The sequence below is a fragment of the Pseudomonas sp. LRF_L74 genome (assembly GCF_965644255.1).
In the GTDB taxonomy this organism is placed as follows: Bacteria; Pseudomonadota; Gammaproteobacteria; order Pseudomonadales; family Pseudomonadaceae; genus Aquipseudomonas.
In genome coordinates this window covers 193,954-216,189 of sequence record NZ_CBFFRH010000006.1, presented here as the reverse complement: position 1 = coordinate 216,189, position 22,236 = coordinate 193,954, and the positions used below count along the sequence as shown (strand labels likewise).

General features: G+C 63.0%; 15 protein-coding genes. 10 read left to right on the top strand and 5 right to left on the bottom strand.

Going from position 1 to position 22,236, the window contains the following annotated elements:
• Positions 1–61: 61 nt before the first annotated feature.
• Positions 62–2,965, bottom strand: a complete 2,904-nt coding sequence (gene glnE / locus ACSZPK_RS16800; protein ID WP_437882618.1) for a bifunctional [glutamate--ammonia ligase]-adenylyl-L-tyrosine phosphorylase/[glutamate--ammonia-ligase] adenylyltransferase — start codon at positions 2,963–2,965, stop codon at positions 62–64.
• Between the two features lie 245 nt (positions 2,966–3,210).
• Here glnE and aceE point away from each other — a divergent pair, with 245 nt between their 5' ends.
• Positions 3,211–5,859 carry a pyruvate dehydrogenase (acetyl-transferring), homodimeric type gene (gene aceE, locus ACSZPK_RS16795; RefSeq protein WP_437882617.1) on the top strand — a complete coding sequence of 883 codons (2,649 nt, stop codon included), beginning with the start codon at positions 3,211–3,213 and terminating at the stop codon, positions 5,857–5,859.
• Between the two features lie 15 nt (positions 5,860–5,874).
• On the top strand, positions 5,875–7,857 hold the full coding sequence (gene aceF / locus ACSZPK_RS16790) for a dihydrolipoyllysine-residue acetyltransferase (RefSeq protein WP_437882616.1): 1,983 nt from the start codon (positions 5,875–5,877) through the stop codon (positions 7,855–7,857).
• A 67-nt stretch (positions 7,858–7,924) separates the two neighbouring features.
• On the opposite strand, the gene ACSZPK_RS16785 is transcribed toward aceF, so the two are convergent.
• Together ACSZPK_RS16785 and ACSZPK_RS16780 are read right to left on the bottom strand one after the other, a co-directional pair.
• Positions 7,925–8,950: an ABC transporter substrate-binding protein gene (locus ACSZPK_RS16785; protein ID WP_437882615.1), complete on the bottom strand. Its 1,026-nt coding sequence runs from the start codon at positions 8,948–8,950 to the stop codon at positions 7,925–7,927.
• Positions 8,951–9,126: 176 nt separating this feature from the next.
• The gene (locus ACSZPK_RS16780) at positions 9,127–9,900 is read right to left on the bottom strand and encodes a class II aldolase/adducin family protein (RefSeq protein ID WP_437882614.1); all 774 of its coding nucleotides are present in this window, start codon (positions 9,898–9,900) and stop codon (positions 9,127–9,129) included.
• A 138-nt stretch (positions 9,901–10,038) separates the two neighbouring features.
• On the opposite strand from ACSZPK_RS16780, the gene ACSZPK_RS16775 reads away from it, so the two are divergent.
• Complete coding sequence (locus ACSZPK_RS16775; RefSeq protein WP_437882613.1) at positions 10,039–11,433, top strand: PLP-dependent aminotransferase family protein; 1,395 nt, start codon at positions 10,039–10,041, stop codon at positions 11,431–11,433.
• A gap of 146 nt (positions 11,434–11,579) precedes the next feature.
• Here the strand turns inward: ACSZPK_RS16775 and ACSZPK_RS16770 are convergent, their stop codons facing one another.
• Positions 11,580–12,113: a hypothetical protein gene (locus ACSZPK_RS16770; RefSeq protein WP_437882612.1), complete on the bottom strand. Its 534-nt coding sequence runs from the start codon at positions 12,111–12,113 to the stop codon at positions 11,580–11,582.
• Between the two features lie 78 nt (positions 12,114–12,191).
• On the opposite strand from ACSZPK_RS16770, the gene ACSZPK_RS16765 reads away from it, so the two are divergent.
• From ACSZPK_RS16765 to ACSZPK_RS16745, 5 genes are all read left to right on the top strand, one after another.
• A complete protein-coding gene (locus tag ACSZPK_RS16765) occupies positions 12,192–14,882 on the top strand; it encodes a putative bifunctional diguanylate cyclase/phosphodiesterase (RefSeq protein ID WP_437882611.1) in 2,691 nt (896 codons plus the stop codon).
• A gap of 104 nt (positions 14,883–14,986) precedes the next feature.
• On the top strand, positions 14,987–15,631 hold the full coding sequence (gene msrA / locus ACSZPK_RS16760; RefSeq protein ID WP_437882610.1) for a peptide-methionine (S)-S-oxide reductase MsrA: 645 nt from the start codon (positions 14,987–14,989) through the stop codon (positions 15,629–15,631).
• Between the two features lie 145 nt (positions 15,632–15,776).
• On the top strand, positions 15,777–16,760 hold the full coding sequence (locus tag ACSZPK_RS16755; RefSeq protein ID WP_437882870.1) for a DctP family TRAP transporter solute-binding subunit: 984 nt from the start codon (positions 15,777–15,779) through the stop codon (positions 16,758–16,760).
• A gap of 133 nt (positions 16,761–16,893) precedes the next feature.
• On the top strand, positions 16,894–17,709 hold the full coding sequence (locus tag ACSZPK_RS16750) for an HD-GYP domain-containing protein (RefSeq protein WP_437882609.1): 816 nt from the start codon (positions 16,894–16,896) through the stop codon (positions 17,707–17,709).
• A gap of 21 nt (positions 17,710–17,730) precedes the next feature.
• On the top strand, positions 17,731–18,153 hold the full coding sequence (locus ACSZPK_RS16745) for a hypothetical protein (protein WP_437882608.1): 423 nt from the start codon (positions 17,731–17,733) through the stop codon (positions 18,151–18,153).
• Between the two features lie 85 nt (positions 18,154–18,238).
• Here the strand turns inward: ACSZPK_RS16745 and ACSZPK_RS16740 are convergent, their stop codons facing one another.
• Entirely contained in the window at positions 18,239–19,078 is an 840-nt protein-coding gene (locus ACSZPK_RS16740) for a 23S rRNA (adenine(2030)-N(6))-methyltransferase RlmJ (RefSeq protein ID WP_437882607.1), read from the bottom strand.
• Between the two features lie 131 nt (positions 19,079–19,209).
• Between ACSZPK_RS16740 and ACSZPK_RS16735 the strand changes: the two genes are divergently transcribed.
• Positions 19,210–21,012 carry an acyl-CoA dehydrogenase gene (locus ACSZPK_RS16735; protein ID WP_437882606.1) on the top strand — a complete coding sequence of 601 codons (1,803 nt, stop codon included), beginning with the start codon at positions 19,210–19,212 and terminating at the stop codon, positions 21,010–21,012.
• Between the two features lie 203 nt (positions 21,013–21,215).
• Positions 21,216–22,226 (top strand): MsnO8 family LLM class oxidoreductase, encoded by a 1,011-nt coding sequence (locus ACSZPK_RS16730; protein WP_437882605.1) that lies wholly within the window; start codon positions 21,216–21,218, stop codon positions 22,224–22,226.
• Positions 22,227–22,236: the final 10 nt, after the last annotated feature.

Here is a 22,236-nt window from a genome sequence, read left to right as displayed (position 1 = left end):
TTAGATTCGTTCAACGCGCCGGCACGGCCTGGGGCCACGCCGACAGATGTTCCTGCCGGGCTCAGTTCAGGCCCAGCTCGCGCCAGATGCGCATCACGCCACGCCGCTCATCCTGGAACTGCTCGCCAGTGACCTTGCCCGGCTGCTTCTGCAACGCCTGGCGATGGGCGACGGAGCGGTAGGCCTTGTAGGCTTCCTGCAACAGTGCGACGTCGCTGGCGGGCATCAATCCGGCATCACACAAACCATCGAGGATGCGCATGTTGTCGGTATAGCGCAGCAGCTGTGGGTGCCGCCACGACCACGCCAGGGCCGCGTATTGCACCATAAATTCGATATCGACGATACCTCCGGCATCCTGCTTGAGGTCGAAGGCACTGTCCTGCTCGAAAGCATTGGCGCCCAGGCCGGCCTGGGTCGTCGGGGTGCCAAGGTTGTCGCGCATCTTCGCGCGCATCTCGCCGACCTCGCGGCGCAAGCCGTGCAGATCACGCTCGCGACCCAGCACTGCGGCGCGTACACGCTCGACGCCCTCGCCCACTTGCGGACAACCGACCAGCACCCGTGCGCGCACCAGCGCCTGGTGCTCCCAGGTCCAGGCTTCCTGCTGCTGGTAACGCTCGAAGGCGCCCAGCGAGCTGACCAGCAGGCCAGCGGCACCGGATGGACGCAGGCGCATGTCCACTTCATACAGTTGCCCAGAGGTGGTCTGGGTGGTCAGCAGGTGAATGATGCGCTGGCCCAGCCGGGCGAAGAACTGAGCCCCGTCGATGGGCTTGGCGCCATCGGTCTCGGCCTGGGAGTCGCCATCGTGGATGAACACCAGGTCGAGGTCCGAGCCATGCCCCAGCTCCAGGCCGCCGACCTTGCCGTAGCCGACGATCACAAAGCAGGGATCGCAGGCACTGCCATCGGCGCGGCGCGGCACGCCATGGCGCAGCGCCAGTTGGCGCCAGGCCAGGTTGAGCACCTGGTCGAGAATCGCCTCGGCCAGCCAGGTCAGGTAATCACTGACCTTCATCAGCGGCAAGGTGCCGGCGATTTCCGAAGCCGCCACGCGCAGGCCGTGGGCCAGCTTGAAATGGCGCAGTGCTTCCATCTGCTGCTCCAGGTCGTCCTCGGGAATCCGCGTCAGGCGCTCACGCAGCTCGGCGATCAGTTCCGGCGCCTGCGGCGGGCTGAACAGCCGTCCTTCGTTGAGCAACTCGTCGAGCAGCAGCGGGAAACGGCTGATCTGCTCGGCGATCCATGGACTGGCCGCACAGAGGCGCAACAGGCGCTGCAAAGCCAGCGGATTCTCGCTCAGCAGCACCAGATAGGCCGAACGGCGCGCCACCGCTTCGACCAGTGGCAACACACGTTCGAGTACCAGATCGGGATTGCCCTGCTCGACGATCTGCGCCAGCAAACGCGGCACGAAGGCATCCAGGCGCTCGCGCCCGAGGCGCTGCATGGTACGCACCTGGCTGCCGTTGCGCAGGCCGACCAGGCGTTGCTGCGCGGCGAGCGCATCGACGAAACCCGCCTCCTCCAACTGGCGCCGGGCGCCTTCTTCCTCCAGCGCGCCATTCCATAGCGGCAGCCACTCGCCACTGGGATCGACCTCAACCTCGCCATTCTCGTCCTCGTCAGGATCGGCGATGACCTGGCGGAAATGCCAGTCGACCCGCTCGCGCCAGTAGTCGAGACGCTCACGAAACGCGGCCCAGGAATCGAAGCCCATGATCAAGGCAACCCGCGCCTGGTCCTGGGCGTTGTCCGGCAGCATCTGCGTCTGCCGGTCGGCGATGGCCTGCAGGGCGTGCTCGGTGTAGCGCAGGAATTCGTACGCCTCGCGCAACTCGGCAACCACCGGCGACGGCAGGTAGCCCTGCCCCTCCAGGGTCGCCAGGACCTTGAGCAACGGCCGCTGCTGCAGGCTGAGGTCGCGCCCGCCATGGATCAGCTGGAAAGCCTGGGCGATGAATTCGATCTCGCGGATACCGCCGGAGCCGAGCTTGATATTGTCGGCCATGCCCTTGCGCCGTACTTCCTGCTGGATCAGCAGCTTCATGGCGCGCAGCGCTTCGATGGCGGAGAAGTCCAGGTAGCGGCGGTAGACGAACGGTCGCAGCATCTCCAGCAATTGCGCGCCGGCGGCCTGATCGCCACCCACCACCCGTGCCTTGATCATCGCGTAGCGCTCCCAGTCGCGACCCTGGTCCTGATAATACTGTTCCAGTGCGTTGAAGCTGAGCACCAGCGCACCCGCCGAGCCATAGGGGCGCAGGCGCATATCGGTGCGGAACACGAAGCCATCGGCGGTGATCGCATCCAGCGCCTTGATCAGCCGCTGACCGAGGCGGATGAAGAATTCCTGGTTGTCGATCGCACGCTTGGCGCCTTCGGTCTCGCCGCCCTCGGGGTAGCCGAAGATCAGGTCGATGTCCGAGGACAGGTTCAGTTCATGGGCACCGAGCTTGCCCATGCCGAGAATGACCATGTGCTGGGCCTGGCCGCTCCTTCGCCCCACCGGCGTACCGAAGGACTGGCAATGACGCGGGTACAACCATTGGTAGGCCTCGTCGATGCTGGCATCGGCGAGGTCCGACAGGTCGCGACAGGTCTCGGCCAAGTCCGCCAGGCGATTGACGTCGCGCCAGATGATGCGCAATTGCTGGCGATTACGGAAATGCCGCAGGACCCGGCCAAGATCGTCCTCACTGACGCACGCCTGCACCCGCTGCCGCAGCGCCTCACGCAGCTCGCCAGGCACATAGCGGCGCTCCAGCTCACCGCTGCCGGCAAGCTCGTCCAGCAGCCCCGAGTCGCGCCGCGCCTGCTCGATGACGAAGTCACTGCAGGCGCAGGCGCGGCGCAGAGCCTCGCGGCGCGCCTCGGGCCAGGCGGCACAATTCACCTCGCCACTACGGTCGGCGAGAGACAGAAGAACGGCGGGCAGGAACGCCAGTGGCGGCAGGCTCATGGTCTATCCTTGAAGGCTGACGCCCGCCCCGTGAGACGGGAACCTGGCGCGGCAGCACGCTGATTATTTTGTAGTTTTACTACGAAAGATGTGCCGAGGGCGCTGTAATAAACGTCGTTTTGTAGTAAAACTACAGGTCGGCCGTGCTAACCCCGGCCTAATAAAGACATTTACGTAGCCTGCCCAAAAAGCGGGCACGAACCCTGGCTTCCGATTCTGGAAGCCTTTCCGCCCTGGAGCAAGCCATGCAAGACCTTGATCCCGTCGAAACCCAGGAATGGCTGGACGCGCTTGAGTCCGTCCTCGACAAAGAAGGCGAGGACCGCGCCCACTATCTGCTGACTCGCATGGGCGAGCTGGCCACGCGCAGCGGCACCCAACTGCCTTACGCCATCACCACGCCGTACCGCAACACCATCCCGGTAACCCGTGAAGCACGCATGCCGGGCGACCTGTTCATGGAGCGCCGCATCCGCTCGATCGTTCGCTGGAACGCTCTGGCCATGGTCATGCGCGCCAACATGAAGGACCCGGACCTGGGTGGGCACATTTCCACCTTCGCTTCCAGCGCGACCCTGTACGACATCGGCTTCAACTACTTCTTCCAGGCTCCCACCGACGAGCATGGCGGCGACCTGATCTACTACCAGGGCCATGCCTCCCCTGGCATCTATGCCCGCGCCTTCCTCGAAGGTCGCCTGAGCGAAGACCAGATGAACAACTTCCGTCAGGAAGTGGACGGCAAGGGCCTCTCGTCCTATCCGCACCCGCACCTGATGCCTGACTTCTGGCAGTTCCCCACCGTTTCCATGGGCCTGGGCCCGATCACCGCGATCTACCAGGCACGCTTCATGAAGTACCTGGAAAACCGTGGCTTCATCCCGGCCGGCAAGCAGAAGGTCTGGTGCTTCATCGGCGACGGCGAGACCGACGAGCCGGAAACCCTCGGCGCCATCTCCCTGGCCGGCCGCGAGAACCTGGACAACCTGATCTTCGTCATCAACTGCAACCTGCAGCGCCTCGACGGCCCGGTTCGCGGCAACGGCAAGATCATCCAGGAGCTCGAAGGCGTGTTCCGTGGCGCCAACTGGAACGTCAACAAGGTCATCTGGGGCCGCATGTGGGACCCGCTGTTCGCCCAGGACGAAGACGGCCGCATGCAGCGGCGCATGGACGCCGCCATCGACGGCGAATACCAGAACTACAAGGCCAAGGACGGCGCCTACGTACGCAAGCACTTCTTCGGCCACGATCCGGAGCTGCTCAAACGCGTCGAGAACCTGTCGGACGAGGAAATCTTCAACCTCAACCGTGGCGGCCATGACCCGTACAAGGTCTATGCGGCCTACCACCAGGCGGTCAACCACAAGGGCCAGCCGACCGTCATCCTGGCCAAGACCATCAAGGGCTATGGCACCGGCGCCGGCGAAGCGAAGAACACCGCGCACAACACCAAGAAGGTCGATATCGAGTCGCTGAAGAAATTCCGCGATCGCTTCGACATTCCGCTGAACGACTCGCAACTGGAAGAACTGCCGTTCTACCGTCCGGCCGAAGACAGCGCGGAAATGAAGTACCTGCGCAAGTGCCGCGACAAACTCGGCGGCCATCTGCCACAGCGCAACCGCGGCACCATCAGCATCCCGACCCCGCCGCTGGACACCCTCAAGGCGGTGCTGGACGGTTCCGGCGACCGCGAAATCTCCACCACCATGGCTTTCGGGCGGATTCTCGCGTCGCTGGTCAAGGACAAGGAACTGGGCAAGCGCATCGTGCCGATCCTGGCCGACGAAGCCCGTACCTTCGGTATGGAAGGCATGTTCCGCCAGCTCGGCATCTATTCGCCGGTCGGCCAACTGTACGAGCCGGTCGACCGCGACCAGGTGATGTACTACCGCGAAGAGAAAGACGGCCAGATCCTCCAGGAAGGCCTCAACGAGGCCGGCGCGTTCTCCTCGTTCATCGCCGCCGGTACCGCCTACAGCAACTACAACACGCCGATGCTGCCGGTCTACATCTTCTATTCGATGTTCGGCTTCCAGCGTATCGGTGACCTGGCCTGGGCGGCTGGCGACGGCCAGACCCGCGGCTTCCTGCTGGGCGGCACCTCCGGCCGCACCACGCTGAACGGCGAAGGCCTGCAGCACGAGGACGGCCACAGCCACATCCTCGCCAGCACCATCCCCAACGTGCGCAGCTACGACCCGACCTATGCCTACGAGCTGGCGGTGATCGTCCGCGAAGGCACGCACCGGATGATGACCCTGCAGGAAAACGTCTACTACTACATCACCGTGATGAACGAGAACTACCAGCAGCCGGCCATGCCGGAAGGGGTAGAGGACGGCATCATCAAGGGCATGTACCTGCTCGAAGAGGACAACCGCGAAGCGGCGCACCATGTACAACTGCTGGGTTGCGGCACGATCCTCAACGAAGTCCGCGAAGCGGCGAAGATCCTGCGCAACGACTACAACATCGGCACCGATGTGTGGAGCGTCACCAGCTTCAACGAACTGCGCCGCGACGGCCTGGCCGTGGAGCGCAGCAACCGCCTGCACCCGGAGCAGAAGCCCAAGCAGAGCTACGTCGAGCAGTGCCTGAGCAGCCGCAAGGGCGCCGTGGTCGCCAGCACCGACTACATGAAACTGTTCGCCGAGCAGATTCGCCAGTGGGTGCCGGTCAAGGAATACAAGGTCCTGGGCACCGACGGCTTCGGCCGCAGCGACAGCCGCAAGAAACTGCGCGACTTCTTCGAAGTGGATCGCCGCTGGGTCGTCCTGGCCGCGCTCGAAGCGCTGGCCGATCGTGGTGAAATCGAGCGCAAGGTGGTGGCCGAGGCCATCGTCAAGTTCGGTATCGACCCTGAAAAACGCAACCCCCTGGACTGCTAATTAAGGAGCCAAGCGATGAGTGAATTGATTCGCGTGCCCGACATCGGCGGCGGTGAGGGCGAAGTAATCGAGCTGCTGGTCAAGGTCGGCGACCGTGTCGAGGCCGACCAGAGCGTCCTGACCCTGGAGTCGGACAAAGCCAGCATGGAAATCCCCTCGCCGAAGGCGGGGGTGATCAAGAGCCTCAAGGTCAAGCTGGGGGACACCCTGAAGACCGGCGACGAACTGCTGGAACTGGACGTCGAGGGCGGCGCCGCAGCCGCTCCGGCCGAGCAGCCGAAGCAGGAAGAAGCGGCCCCGGTCGCGGCATCGGCAGCCCCGCAAGCAGCCGCTGCGCCCCAGGCGCCGGCTGCTGGCAATGCCGCACCGCAAGAGGTCAAGGTTCCGGATATCGGTTCCAGCGGCAAGGCCAGCGTGATCGAGGTTTCGGTCAAGCCGGGCGACACCATCGAGGCCGATCAATCGTTGATCACCCTCGAATCGGACAAGGCCAGCATGGAAATCCCCTCGCCGGCTGCCGGCGTGGTGGAAAGCGTGTCGGTCAAGGTCGGTGACGAAGTCGGCACCGGCGACCTGATCCTGGTGCTCAAGGGCGCTGCCGGTGCCGCTCAGCCACAGGTTGCCAGCGCACCCGTCGTCGCTCCGAGCGAAGCCCCGACTCCGGCCGCAGCCCCCGCTGCTGCCGAAGAGCCGGCTGGCGAGAGCAGCGAAGAAGTCCGTATTCCGGACATCGGCGCCGACGCCGCTGGCGTCATCGAAGTGCTGGTCAAGGTCGGTGATACGGTCGAAGCCGAGCAATCGCTGATCGTCCTCGAATCGGCCAAGGCCAGTATGGAGATTCCGGCACCCAAGGCCGGCGTCATCGAGAGCATCTCGATCAAGCTCGGTGACCAGGCCAAGACCGGCGACCTGATCCTGGTCCTCAAGGTCCAGGGCAAGACCGCCACCAAGCCTGCCGCTGCGCCAGCTCCAGCCCAGGCTGCCGCGCCAGAACCAGCCAAGCCTGCCAGCGCTCCGGCCCAGACCGCAGCGCAAGCCGCGCCTGCCGCCGCCGCGCCGAACCGCGATGGCAGCAAAGCCCACGCCGGCCCGGCCGTACGCCAGCTCGCTCGCGAGTTCGGCGTCGACCTGGCGGCCGTAGCGGGCACCGGTCCGAAAGGCCGTATCCTCAAGGAAGACGTGCAGGCGTTCGTCAAATCCGAGCTGCAGAAAGCCAAGTCGGCGCCTGCCGCCGCAGCCGCTGCTGGCGCGACTGGCGGTGCCGGCATTCCGCCGATCCCGAGCGTCGACTTCAGCAAGTTCGGTGAAGTCGAGGAAGTCGCCCTGACCCGCCTGATGCAGGTCGGTGCCACCAACCTGCATCGCAGTTGGCTGAACGTGCCGCACGTGACCCAGTTCGACTCGGCCGACATCACCGAGCTGGAAGCTTTCCGCGTCAGCCAGAAAGCCGTGGCGGAAAAGGCCGGCGTCAAGCTGACCGTGCTGCCGCTGCTGCTCAAGGCCAGCGCCTACCTGCTCAAGGAAATGCCGGAGTTCAACAGCTCCCTGGCGCCGAGCGGCAAGGCCGTGATCCGCAAGAAGTACGTGCACATCGGCTTCGCCGTCGATACGCCGGACGGCCTGCTGGTGCCGGTGATCAAGAACGTCGACCAGAAGAGCCTGCTGCAACTCGCTGCCGAAGCCGCCGCCCTGGCGGAAAAAGCGCGGACCAAGAAGCTCTCCGCTGACGACATGCAGGGTGCCTGCTTCACCATCTCCAGCCTCGGCCACATTGGCGGCACCGGTTTCACGCCGATCGTCAACGCGCCGGAAGTGGCGATCCTCGGTGTCAGCAAGGCCACCATCCAGCCGGTCTGGGACGGCAAGGCCTTCCAGCCCAAGCTGATGCTGCCGCTGTCGCTGTCCTACGATCACCGGGTGATCAACGGCGCTGCCGCGGCGCGCTTCACCAAGCGCCTGGGCGACGTGCTGGCCGATATCCGTACGATGCTGCTGTAAGCGGACTGCGGAAATAAAAGACGCCCTTGCCTCTTCACGAGGCAAGGGCGTTTTTTATTGGAAGCGTTTAGCGAGCAACCCAAGCATTGAATCGCTCTTCAAGATCCTCGCCATGATCAACCCAAAACTCGTCATTGAGCCTCAGGGCACCTTCCAGATTTTGCGGTGAGGTATTCAAGCGCGCCACCAGACCTTTATCGAGAAGGCCACTGACCTTCTTGTTGGTCGAACCATAACCGAGTTTCTCGGTATGGATCTTCTGTTGCTCCGGCTGTAGCGACATTGCGATAAAGGCCTTGGCGGCTTCACGGTTCTTGCTACCTTTGGGGATCGCCCAGGAATCGCTGGAATAAATGCTGCCGCCCCAGATGATGCCCATATTCGCACCCTCCTCTTGCGCAGCAAAAACCCTGCCGTTGAATGCCGTACTCATCACGACATCGCCACTGGCGAGAAACTGCATCGGCTGCGCACCAGACTCCCACCATTGGATATACGGCTTGATCTGATCGAGTTTCTTGAACGCCCGAGTGACGCCTTCCGGCGTGGCCAGCACCTTGTAAACCTCGGCTGGACTGACGCCACCTGCCATCAGCGCGAACTCCAGGGTGTACTTCGCGCCTTTGCGCAAGGCACGCTTGCCCGGATATTTCTGCACATCCCAGAAATCCCCCCAACCTTGCGGAGCGGACTTGAGCTTGTCGGCGTTATAGGCGACAGCCATCGACCACACCAGCAGGCCTGCACCGCAATCGGACAACGTACCTGGAAGGAAATCCTCAGGTTTCAGGTCAAGCCCGGCCAGAGGCTCGAACAGTCCAGTCTCACAACCGCGCAGCAACTCAGGACCTTCGACCTGAACAACATCCCAGGTGACGTTGTTGGTAGTGACCATGGCCTGTATCAGCCCCATCTCACCGTTGTACTCACCGGCGATGACTTTGTTGCCACTGGCTTTCTCGAAAGGTTGATAGAACGCCTCAGTCTGGACCTGCTTACTGGCCCCGCCAAAGGAAATCACGGTTAAGTCCTTCGCTACTGCACCTGTTGCCAGGGTGGATGCGAGCACGGCGGAAAGAATCTGTTTTTTCATTACTACCTCTGCTTGGAATAATTGTTAATGGCAGTTGTTTCAACACGCCTCACTTCACGGCTTTAAAGTCGCATTCGGTTTTTCCGATGGTTGCGAGGGCTAGCACATACCTATTGTTATTGCAGGCCGATGTTCATTCCGGCTCAGGGTGTTGCTCTTGGATCTTCATTTCGACGTCATTGGCAGTATTCGGACCTCTGCTCGGCAATCAGGCGTTTGGTGGACTCCCAAGCCAACAGATGCAAGCCGCTATCGATTTCGTCTTGAGACTGGCGGGCTACCAGCTCACAAACCGATGCCGACGGATAACGCAACTGACGGCCGCCAGCCAGAGCGGCAACCTGCGCCTGACAGGAACGCTCAAGGAAATAGATCTGATTGAAGGCCTCGGCGATGCTGCCACCTACAGCTAGCAACCCGTGGTTGCGCAGGATCATCGCCTGATTGTTACCCAGATCAGCTACAAGCCGGCTGCGCTCGGCCGGATCGAGCGCGATACCTTCATAGTCGTGGTAACTGAGGCAGCCGTAATACTTCAGAGCATGCTGGCTGATTGGCAGGAGACCATCCTCCTGGGCCGAAACAGCAATGCCGGCGCTGGTGTGCGTGTGAACAACACAAGCCACATCCTCACGGGCGTCGTGCACAGCTGAATGGATATTGAAACCAGCCCGGTTGATGCTATCGGGCGACAACCGAGAGTCGACGATGTTGCCATGGATATCGACCTTGACCAGATCGCTGGCACGCATTTCGTGGAATAGCACGCCGTAACGGTTGATCAGGAAAAATCCCTCCTCTCCCGGCACGCGAGCAGAAATATGCGTATCGATCAGGTCCGTCATACGGAAATACGCAACCAGCCGGTAAAGGGCTGCGAGCTCGCAACGCTGCTCCCACTCCTCATCGCTGATAGCCTCGCGGGCGCTGGTGTAATCCTGCTCGTACATCGGTGTTCCCTTTGCAGTCTGTGTGTTTGGCTGTAAAGATGCTGCCGCAGCGGCCCCCTAACAGGCCATGCACAGCCACACTGCAAAAGCGGCAGGACTGTCAGGGTCTTTTCACCAGTACACCTTCGATGTCATTCCATGCTCCTGATCGACCCCACCTCAGCCACACCTCTAGTTCAACAGATAGTCAATGCCATTCGCCTGGCGATCGAGGAGCGTCGTCTGCGTCCCGGCAGCAAGTTGCCGTCGATCCGGAAGTTGTCCCAGACCAATCAAGTCAGCCATTTCACGGTGGTCGAAGCCTATGACCGCCTCGTAGCGCTGGGCTATCTGGAAGCCGTACGCAATGCCGGCTTCTTCGTTCGCGGCCAGCATGAAGAACCCACGTCCCTATCCAAGGCAGAACCGCAAGGTGATTTCGACTTCGACGACCATCTGCTGCTGCGCAAAGTCTTTCATCCACTGGATGTGGATATTCGCCCCGGAGTGGGCACGCTGCCGGAAAGTGTTCTGGTGCAGCAAGGATTGCCTCGCAGCCTGCATGCATTAGCCCGGGAGAACAGCCATTCGCTATACAGCTATGGCAACGCCAAAGGACATGCCGCCTTGCGTGGGAAGATCGCTGATCTGCTAGGCGATTTGCAGGTTTCAGCCTCGACGGAGCAGATTCTGCTGACTGGCGGGGCAAGTCAGGCCCTCGATCTGGTTAGCCGCTACTTGGTACAGCGTGGCGATACGGTACTGGTCGACGAGCCGGGTTATCACAACCTGTTCCTCAACCTGCGCGTCCAAGGTGCAAAGCTGGTGGGTGTACCGCGAACACCTGGCGGTATTGACCTGTTCGCCCTGGAAGCAACATTGCAGTTACACCGCCCCAAGGTTTACTTCATCAACACGCGCCTGCAAACCCCAACAGGTACCAGCCTGGAGGCCGCGGTATGCCACCGTCTGCTGCAACTGGCGGAGAAATATGACTTCCTGATCGTCGAGGACGACATCTACGCCGACATGGATCCCAAGGCCCAAGTCTGCCTGTCCAGCCTGGACCAGCTCTCACGGGTGATCTATATCGGCAGTTTTTCCAAGGTCATCGCACCGTCTCTGCGCTGCGGCTTCATTGCCGCCCGTCCGGAACTGATCGATGAACTGGAATCACTAAAGATGGCTTGCGGCCTGACCAGCTCGGAGCTGACCGAGGCACTGGCTTACGACATATTGCTGCAAGGGCGCCAGCGCAAGCATGTCAAGCAACTGCGCGAAGAGCTGATGCGAGCCCACGAACAGGTGGTACCCCGCCTTAAGGAAGCGGGCATGGAACTGTTCTTTGAGCCACGAGCCGGCCTGTTTCTCTGGGCCCGTCACAGAGAGATCGAAGATGCGACTGCCATGGCCATCCGTGCCCGTAATGCACGCATTCTGCTTGCTCCTGGTCAATTATTCATGCCCGAAGCACGGCCAGTGCCATGGCTGCGTTTTAACGTCCTACACAGCCTAGACGAGCGCTTGTACCGTTTTCTCAGCGCATTACGCTAGAGCCTGTCAGATCAACCGACGACTCTGGAAAACGATCGTCAAGCCCCATTGATCATCCAGAACGCAAGCCGAACGGGTACCAGCAGCCCCGACAACTGATTGATCGAGGCGGGCCTCAGGTATCTCGCTTGAGACCTAACTTGGCGTCAATTGCCCTTCTGCACGTTACGGATCAGAAAGCTGATCGCCTTGGCCAGTTCGTCGGCCCCTCTCTGGTCGCGCAGGACCTGCAACCAGGGGCTGCCATCGAGCGGATTGCGCAGGGTGCAGGCGATACCGCTTGCCGGACATTCGTAACGCACATAGGGGTCCACGCCAAACACCGATAGACTCTGGCGGTTCACAGCCATCTCGATACCCTTCTCGACCCTGGACTCTTCACGCACCAGCAACTCGCCAGGCGCAGAGACCGACAGGCGGTATTGCAGGCTACGACGATCCGCCTTGCCAACCTGGTAGCCAGCCCTCAGGGCATAGGTTTCCAGCAAGGCATTGACGTGCGCAAGCAGGGCCTCGCGCTCATCCTGGGTCATATACAAGCGTTTGATTTCATTGAGATAACGTACCTGTTCGTCGCCACTCAGCTGGGCCTCTTGCGCCACCGAGGGAAGCACCAGCGCCCCCCATAAGCCACAAAACAGCAATATCCCGCTCAGTCTTCTTGTCAGTCCCTGCGGCATGATGCACCCTTGCCAGAATTTGTCTGATTTCACAGGCCTAGGCCTGCCCCTGCCAGCATACTGGAAGCCCGCCGTTTGATGAAAAGCCATCCCGATTCCGCCAGTCGTCCGGCGGTCGAGGTTGTGACGCAGTTGCCAGTGCCGTCTCGGCTGGGAATGCTGCGCTTCGAACGTATTGACGAGGCAAGTTGGGCCCTGCTGTTCATCGATCCGGCCTGCGAGCGTCAGTTGGGCGTTGCCGCCGCGGATCTCTGCGCCCTGGTCGACGCGCCCTATGCCAGCCTGATGGAGCCGGAAGCCCGCCACCAGTTGCATGACGACATCCAGTTGCAGTTGGCGAGCGCCCCGCACTATCTGGTGCGCTACCGACTGCACACACCCGGCGGCCCGCTGCATATGCTGGAGATCGGCGAACCCTTCCAGCAACGTGGGCGCCAATTACTGCGCGGCTACCTGCTGATCACCGGCGACATCGGCGATACCGACGAACATCAGCGGCTGGGCGAACTGGAAGCGCAGAACACACGCCTGGCGACATCCCTGGAGCTTTATCAACGCGCCCAGGACGATCACCTGCAGCACCTGATCCGCTCTCGCGCACAGCAGAGCCTGATCGTACGCCTGGCTCGCCATCGCTACAGCGCGCTGGAACCATTCAGGGAAGCCGCCGAACTGATCACCCAGGCGGCCTGCGAGGTCTACGACGTCGCCCGGGCGAGCATCTGGCTGCTCAAGGGCTCGATCATGGAGCCGGTCGCCCTCTACCGTCGCGACATCGACCACCATGAACTACCGCCTTGCCTCGATTGCAGCCACTACCCCCGCTACATAGAAGCACTGCACAGCGGCCGCGCCATCGACGCCCACGATGCCCAGCAGGACCCACGTACCAGCGAATTGGCCAAGCACTACCTCAAGCCACAGAAAATCAACGCCATACTCGACGCCAGCGTGCGCCTGGATGGCGACGTGCAGGCCGTGTTGTGCCTGGAAAACATCGGTGCGCCGCGGGTCTGGCGTAGCGACGAAATCACCTTCGCCGGGGAGCTGGCCGACCAGTTCGCCCAGGTCATGAGTAGCCAGCAACGCGATGACGCAGCCAATGCCCTGCAGTTGTTCCAGCGCGCCGTCGAGCAGAGCGCCAGCGGCTTCCTGCTGATCGACGGCGATGGGCGGGTCGTCTACGTCAACCCGAGCTTCACCTCGATCACCCAGTACAGCAGCGAAGAAGTCCACGGGCGGCGAATCGCCGAGCTACCGGCCATGGAGAACCTCGGCGACCTGCTGTTCGACACCCAGTCGGGGCTGGCCGAGCGCAACAGTTGGCAGGGCGAGTTCCGCAGCCGGCGCAAGAACCTGGAACCGTACTGGGGCCATCTGTCGATCTCCAAGGTGTACAACGATGACGGCGAACTCACCCACTACATCGGCATCTACGAAGACATCACCCAGAGCAAGATGGCCCAGCAACGCATCGAGCGCCTGGCCTACAACGACAACCTCACCGGCCTGGGCAACCGCCCGTACTTCATCCGCAGCCTGGATGAGCGCTTCAAGCGCAACAATGGCAAGCCGTTCAGCCTGCTGCTGGTGGACATCGACAACTTCAAGCGGATCAACGACAGCCTCGGCCACCAGACCGGCGACAAGCTGCTGATGAGCCTCGCCCGCCGCCTGCGCAATACCCTGAACAAGAACAGCAGCCTGGCCCGCTTCGCCAGCAACGAATTCGCCGTGCTGCTCGATGGCGCCGACGCCGGTAACGGCCTGCAACTGGCCAGTACCGTGCTACAGACCCTGGACAAGCCGTTGTTCGTCGACAACCAGTTGATCAACGTCACCGCCTCGGTCGGCCTGGCCTGCGCGCCTGAGCATGGCGCCGATCCGAACATCCTGATGAAGCACGCCGGCCTGGCCCTGCATAAGGCCAAGGCCAACGGCAAGCATCAGGTGCAGATTTTCACCGAGTCGATGAACGCCGAGGCGCACAACAAGCTGTTCGTCGAAAACAACCTGCGCCGGGCGCTGACCCAGAACGAGCTGGAAGTCTACTACCAGCCCAAGCTATGCCTGCGCACGGGCCGTCTCAATGGTCTGGAGGCACTGCTGCGCTGGCAGCATCCGGAAAAAGGCATGATCCGCCCGGACCAGTTCATCAGTGTCGCCGAAGAAACCGGCCTGATCATCCCGATCGGCAAGTGGGTCACACGCCAGGCCTGTCGCATGTGCAAGGAGTTGGCCGCGCTGGGCCTGGGCGAAGTCCAGGTGGCGATCAACCTGTCGGCCAAGCAGTTCACCGACCCGGACCTGGTTGGCTCGATCGCCACCATCCTCCATGAAGAACAGATGCCCGCCCACCTGCTCGAACTGGAACTGACGGAAAGCCTGCTGCTGGAAGGCGACGAGGAAACCCGGCAACAAGTGGCACGCCTGAAGACCCTTGGCCTGTCGCTGGCGATGGACGACTTCGGCACCGGCTATTCGTCGCTGAGCTACCTGAAGAAATTCCCCATCGACGTGATCAAGATCGACCGCAGCTTCGTCAAGGACATCCCCGAGAACCAGGACGACATGGAAATCACCTCGGCGGTGATCGCCATGGCCCACGGTCTCAAGCTCAAGGTGGTCGCCGAAGGCATCGAGACCGCCGCCCAGCTCGCGTTCCTGCGCAAGCAGAAGTGCGACGTCGGCCAGGGCTACCTGTTCGACCGCCCGATTCCCAGTCGCGACCTGGTCGAGCGACTGCGCCGTTATCCACGCCAGGGCTGAGCAGGACACACGGAACGCCCGTACGGTTTTTCGTTCCGCGCCCCAACCGCCACGTTTGCCCCTAAACTGGGTGCCCACGCACCGTCATAGCCCCGGAGACAATCATGGTCCTGCGCTCCCAGATCCTCGTGCACAAGCAAAACCTGCCCACCGCCGAGCAGGCCCTGCCCGGCCGGGATGTTCCAGTCCCGGTTCCCCAGCATCACTATGTCAACGGCAATCCACTACAGGGGCCTTTCCCCTCCGGCCTGCAACAGGCGGTGTTCGCCATGGGCTGTTTCTGGGGCGTGGAACGTCGTTTCTGGCAACAGCCCGGCGTATGGAGCACGGCAGCCGGTTATGCCGGCGGCCTGACGCCGAACCCGACCTACGAAGAAGTCTGCTCCGGCCTGACCGGCCACACCGAAGTGGTGCTGGTGGTCTTCGACCCGCGCCAGATCGCTTACGACGACCTGCTCAAGCTGTTCTGGGAGGCCCACGATCCAACCCAGGGCATGCGCCAGGGCAACGACACCGGCACCCAATATCGCTCAGCCATTTATTGTCAGGACGAGAAACAACTGAGCGCCGCCCTGGAGAGCCAGGAACGCTTCCAGGCACAACTGGACAAGGCCGGCCTGGGCGCGATCACCACGCAGATCAGCCTGGCGCCGCCCTTCTACTATGCCGAGGCCTACCACCAGCAGTACCTGGCCAAGAATCCGAACGGCTATTGCGGCTTGCGCGGCACCGGCGTCTGCCTCGTTTGAGTGCCTGAACGCGCGCTGTTGCGCATTTCTGGTGCGCGACAGCGACAACTGACACATGCCTCCTGTAGATTCGCGCTGAAGCAGCCCTGCGCCGGCTGCCAAATGGACATTCCGCAGCAGTATCACGGAGGTTAGCGTGAGTCGAATTCTAAAAAGCGCGTATATCGTGGCCCTTGCCCTGTTCAGCCTGAATGGCACTGCCGCCGAGCCGATCGTCATCAGCTTCTCCCATGTGGTCGCCGACGACACGCCCAAGGGCCAAGGCGCACTGCTGTTCAAGAAACTGGTCGAGCAGCGCCTGGGCGGGCAGGTCAAGGTCGAGATCCACGCCAACTCCAGCCTCTATGGCGACGCCGACGAATTGCAGGCGCTGCTGGACGACAAGGTGCAGATGCTCGCGCCGTCGTTGGCCAAGTTCAGCGACTACACCAAACAGTTGCAGGTGTTCGACCTGCCCTTCCTGTTCGATGACCTGGATGCCGTCAACCGCTTCCAGAAGCGCCCCAAGGGCAAGCAACTGCTGACGTCGATGGAAAAGCGCAACATCACCGGCCTGGCCTATTGGCACAACGGCATGAAGCAACTCTCCGCGACCCGCGCGCTGCACGCTCCAGTCGATGCCCGTGGCCTGAGCTTCCGCATCCAGGCCTCGCCCGTGCTGGAAAGCCAGTTCGAGTCCCTTGGCGCCAAGGCGGTCAAGATTCCCTTCGCCCAGACCCTCGACGCCATGCGCAACGGCCAGGTCCAAGGAACGGAAAACACCTGGTCGAACCTGCTGAGCCAGAACTATGCGTCCGTGCAGCCGTACATGGTCGAAAGCAACCATGGCGTGCTGGACTATATGCTGGTGGCCAACAGCACGTTCTGGTACTCGATACCGCACAGCGTGCGTACCGAACTGGAAGGCATCATCGACGAAGTGACCTATTCAGTGAACAACGCCGCCGACACCCAGAACCGCGAAGCCCGCCAGCAACTGGCAAGCGACGCCAAGGTGCACCTGATCAGCCTCAGCAACGAGGAACGCAATGCCTGGCGCCAGGCGATGCGGCCGGTCTGGCAGCAATATGAAAACGAGATCGGCAAGGACATCATCGAAGCCGCACAAACGGTCAATCGTCGCCGCTGACCGAACACGCCAGAAAACCGACCTGCCCGGCGGGTCGGTCGGCGCTTCATCTGCCCCCGCGTGAAGGCCGCAGCTTGCGGCTAGACTAGGCTCTTATCACCTCGCTCCTCTTCCCGGACCGGCCAGAGCCTGCATGCCCGACAAGACCCAACTCATCACGCCAGAACAATTGTGCGTCGGCTTGTACATACACCTCGATCTCGCCTGGTGGGAACACGGTTTCACCTTCAGCAAGTTCAAGATCAAGGACGAGGCGCATATCGCCGCCCTGCACAAACTCGGCCTCAAACAGGTGCGCTACGACCCATCGCGCAGCGACTGCGAGCCGCTGCAGTTGCAGCCAGAGGCCCCACAAACAGCGACGCCCGCAGGGCCCGGCCCCGCGAGCGTAGAAGAGCAGGCTCGCCAGGAGCGGGTCGCCAAGCTCGGCGTACTACGCAAGCGCCTGGCCGAAGTGGAGCGCAAATTCGTGCAGACCAGCCAGATGGTCAAGCAGCTCAATCAGGCCTTGCGCAACAGCCCCGAAGACGTAGTCAAGCAGACTGGCGCGGTGGTCAACGAACTGGTCGCCGCGATCATGACCGAGGACGGCGTGGTGTTGCACAGCATCAACGGCAAGGCGGCGGAGGATGCCTACTTCCATTCGCTGAACGTCGCTGTCCTGTCGATGCTCCTCGGCCGCCAGCTCGGCTACGACAGCGAGGCTTGCCACACCCTGGGCATGGGCGGCCTGCTGCATGACATGGGCAAGCTCGACGTGCCGAGCCAGGTGCTGCTCAAGACCACGCCGCTGAACCGCGCCGAGCTGCAATTCCTGCAACTGCACACCGAGTTCGGCCTCAAGCGCGGGCAGAAACTGATGCTCGACGACGAGGTGCTGCGCATCATCCACGAGCATCACGAACACTGCGACGGCACGGGTTATCCGCGCAAGCTGGTGGAGTCGTAGATCGGCCGCCTGACCAGGGTCGTGAGCATCGCCAACCGCTTCGACAACCTGTGCAACCCGGTCAACCCTCGCGACGGGCTCAGTCCCCATGAAGCCCTGGCGAACATGTATGGCCAGGAGCGCAGCCATTTCGACGAGGTGATGCTCAAGGCCTTCATCCGCTGCATGGGCGTCTACCCGCCCGGTAGCCTGGTGCAGCTCAGCGACGAGCGCTACGCCCTGGTGCTGGGCATGAGTCCGACCCAACCGCTGAAGCCGACCCTGATCGTCTACGACGCCGAAGTGCCCAAGAGCGAGGCGCTGATCGTCGACCTGGAACAGGAACGCGACCTGTCCATCGCCCGCAGCCTGCGCCCGGCACAGCTTCCCCAGGCCGAACTGGAATACCTCAACCCGCGCCAGCAGGTGAGCTACTACGTCGATCCTCGGCAACGAGGGAAATAGACGCGGCCGGGCATTTTCGCGGGCAGAGAATATGCGCTCGACTGGCTGCGCCGCCCGGGCAGCACGGCGTCGGCCCCTTGGCCGCTCACTTGTCCTCGATCAACCAGTCCAGCCGCCAGTCACCCGCACTCTGCGCCAGATGCCCGCTCAACCAGGGCAACAGCCCGCGCAATTCATCCTCCAGCCCCCATGGCGGATTGGCGATGACCAGTCCCGAGCCGCTGAGACGGGTCGCATCGTCCGGCGCATGCACGAACAGCTCGGCACGCAGCAGTTTGGGGGCGCTGGATTTCTGCAGCTGTTGGTAGAAACGCTTGAGCTGGCGCTCGTCCTTGATCGGGTACCAGATCGCCACGACCGTCTGGCGCATACGGCCAATGGCTTCATCCAGGGCGGTGACGCAGCGCTCCAGCTCGTCGGGCTTCTCGAACGGCGGGTCGATCAACAACAGGGCACGCTTCTCCGGCACCGGCAGCAAGGCCCGTGGCACATGCCAGCCTTCGCCACGATGCACGGCCACGCGGCGATCGCCGCTCATGTTGTCCTTGAGCAACTGGCCATCTTGCGGATGTTTCTCGTTGAGCAGCACACGGTCCTGCTCACGGGTCAAGGCGCGGGCCAACTCGGGCGAACCAGGGTAGTAACGCAACGCGCCGTCCGGGTTCAGCGCCCGGATAACGCCAAGGTAATCGGCAGTCACCCCGGGCAGGTCGTCGGCCTGCCACAAACGTGCGATGCCCTCCAGCCACTCGCCCGTGCGGCTGGCCTGGTCGCCTTGCAGGTCATAGAGGCCGACGCCAGCGTGGCTGTCGAGGCAGACGAAGGGCGCATCCTTGCGTGACAGCAAGGCGATGATCCGGCTCAGGACAATGTGTTTGAGCACGTCGGCGTGGTTGCCGGCATGGAAGGCGTGACGGTAGTTCATGATCTAGGGTTCCTCGCGAGGCGCGCAGTTTACCAGCGGCCAGGGTTCTGCCGCGCCATCATCGTCATCGATGGTAATGGGCGCCGCGCATTCACAGGCCTACACTCGTCGCGACAATCAGGAGACCCGTCATGGCCGAAACCCTGCTCTGTGCCCGCAACCTGGCGTTCGAACTCTATGAAGTGCTGGATGCCGAAGCCCTGACCCGGCGCGAACGTTTCGCCGAGCACAACCGGGAAACCTTCGCTGCGGCCCTGGATACCGCACGCAGCATCGCCGAACAGTTGTTCGCCCCGCACAACCGCAAGGGGGATGAATACGAGCCGCAGTATCACGACGGCAGCGCCACCTTGATCCCCGAGGTCAAGCCGGCGGTCGATGCGTTTCTCGCCGCGGGTTTCCACAACGCCGCGCGCAGCTTCGAGCAGGGTGGCATGCAGTTGCCAACGCTGCTGTCCCAGGCCTGCTTCGCTCACTTCCAGGCCGCCAACGTCGGCAGCTCGGCCTATCCGTTCCTGACCATGGGCGCGGCCAACCTGATCGAGAGTTTCGCCAGCGACGAGCAGAAACGGCGTTTCCTGCAACCGATGATAGAGGGCCGCTGCTTCGGCACCATGGCCCTCACCGAGCCTCATGCGGGCTCCTCGCTGGCGGATATCCGCACCCGCGCCGAGCCGGCGGCAGACGGCAGTTATCGGCTCAAGGGCAACAAGATATTCATCTCCGCTGGCGACCATCCGTTGTCGGCAAACATCGTGCACCTGGTCCTGGCCAGGCTGCCGGACGCCCCTGCCGGGGTAAAAGGCATCTCGCTGTTCATCGTGCCCAAGTTTCTGCTCAATCAGGACGGCTCCCTCGGTAAACGCAACGATGTGGTCCTCGCCGGTCTGTTCCACAAGATGGGCTTTCGCGGCACCACCTCCACCGCATTGAATTTCGGCGACCACGGCGAATGCGTCGGCTACCTGGTGGGCAAGCCCCATGCCGGGTTGTCGTACATGTTCCAGATGATGAACGAGGCCCGCATCGGCGTCGGCATGGGCGCGGTGATGCTCGGCTACGCCGGCTATCTCTACGCCCTGGACTACGCCCGCGAGCGCCCGCAGGGCCGCCTGCCCGACGGCAAGGACCCGGCCAGCAAGCAGGTGCCGATCATCGAGCATGCCGACGTGCGGCGCATGCTGTTGACCCAGAAAGCCTATGTCGAAGGCGCCTTCGACCTCGCGCTGTACGCCGCGCGTCTGGTCGACGACAGCCAGACCCTGGCCGATGCCGAACAACGCAGGCAGGCCCATGAACTGCTCGACCTGCTCACGCCCATCGTCAAGTCCTGGCCCTCGACGTTCTGCCTGAAGGCCAACGAGCTGGCGATCCAGGTGCTCGGCGGTCACGGCTATACCCGCGAATATCCGGTGGAACAGTACTACCGCGACAACCGTCTCAACCCCATCCATGAAGGCACCCATGGCATCCAGTCCCTGGACCTGCTCGGCCGCAAGCTCGCGCAGAACGGGAGCGCCGGCCTCAGGCAGTTGCATGGGCTGATGCAGGACTGCTGCCAGCGGGCCCGCGCGCACGATGCGCTGGACGCACTGCGCCAGCCACTGGAACGGCTGCTGGGGCATCTGTCGACGGTCACCCAAACCCTGCTCGGCGAGCTGGAGCAGGGCAACGTCAACCTGGCCCTGGCCAACTCGGCGCTGTATCTCGACACCTTCGGCCATGCGCTGATCGGCTGGCGCTGGCTGGAGCAGGCGATTCGTGCCGAGGAGGGCCTGGCGCGAGGCAATGCCGAGGACACCGATTTCTACAAAGGCAAACTGCAGGCGGCGAAATACTTCCTGACCTGGGAAATACCCGGCTGCCATCATGCCCTGGCGCTGCTCGAAACGCGCGACCCGACATGCCTGGACATGCGCGCCGAGTGGTTTTGAACGACGGACTGCGGGCGGCTGATCGCCGGGCGCGACCTTGCAGTGCCCAAGCGCCTACCTGGATTCCCGTATCGCCCGCGATAGCCTGCCGAGCGTCTTGATCGACTCTGCGCTCTGACTTGACTGCGCCTGCCAGGTAGCCCGCCCCCTCTCGACAAGGGCTATCATCCGCGCCCTGGATCATTCCCCACAGGACCCACCCAGTGGCTCTACGACTCAGCGTGATCGACCAGACGCCCGTGCACGGCGACCGCCCGCGCCTCGCCGCGCCCCAGGCCTCGGTGGAACTGGCCGTGGCCTGCGAAGCCTTTGGCTACCACCGCTACTGGCTCGCCGAGCACCATGACAGCATCCAGTTCGCCGGTCCGGCGCCGGAGATCCTGCTGGCCCGTATCGCCAGCGCCACCGAGCGCATGCGCATCGGCAGCGGCGGCGTGATGCTGCCGCACTACAGCCCGTTCAAGGTGGCGGAGACCTTCGCCCTGCTCGGTTCGCTGTTTCCCGGTCGCATCGACCTGGGCATCGGCCGCGCACCGGGCGGCAGCCAGCTCAGCTCCATGGCCCTGGCCGCTCCGGGGTTGCTCGACCAGCACGACCACTACCCGCGCCAGGCCAGCGAACTCTGCGGTTTCCTGCGCGGTGATCTGCCGGCCAGCCACCCGTTCGCCCACCTGCATTGCGCGGTCGACGACAGCACGCGCCCGGAGCTGTGGATGCTCGGTTCCAGCGGCGGCAGCGCGGGCTTCGCCGGGCAGCTCGGCATGGGCCTGGCCCTGGCTCGCTTCATCGACCCGCAAGGCTGCGATCCGGCGATCTTCCACAACCACGCCCAGCAGTTCGAGGCCGCCGGTCATGGCTCGCGGCCGCCGCGCCTGCTGGCCCTGGCGGTGATCTGCGCGGCCTCCGACGAGCAGGCCCGCGACATTGCCGGCAGCGCCGCCCTGCGCAAGGTGCTCAGCGGCCAGCGTCCTCAACTGCCGCTGCTCAGCCCCGGCGAGGTCGCCGAACGCTATCGCGGCATGAGCGCGGCGCAACGCGAAGCGTTCGATAGCACCCTGGGCAACATGGTGGTCGGCTCACCGGCGACCTGTCGCCAGCAGATCATCGATCTGGCCGAACGCTTCGGCTGCGAGGAAATCGGTATCGTCACCGTCACTCACGGCCTGGCTGAACGCCTGGAGAGCTATCGACTGCTGGCGCGGGCGCTGCTCTGAGGCGAGAAGG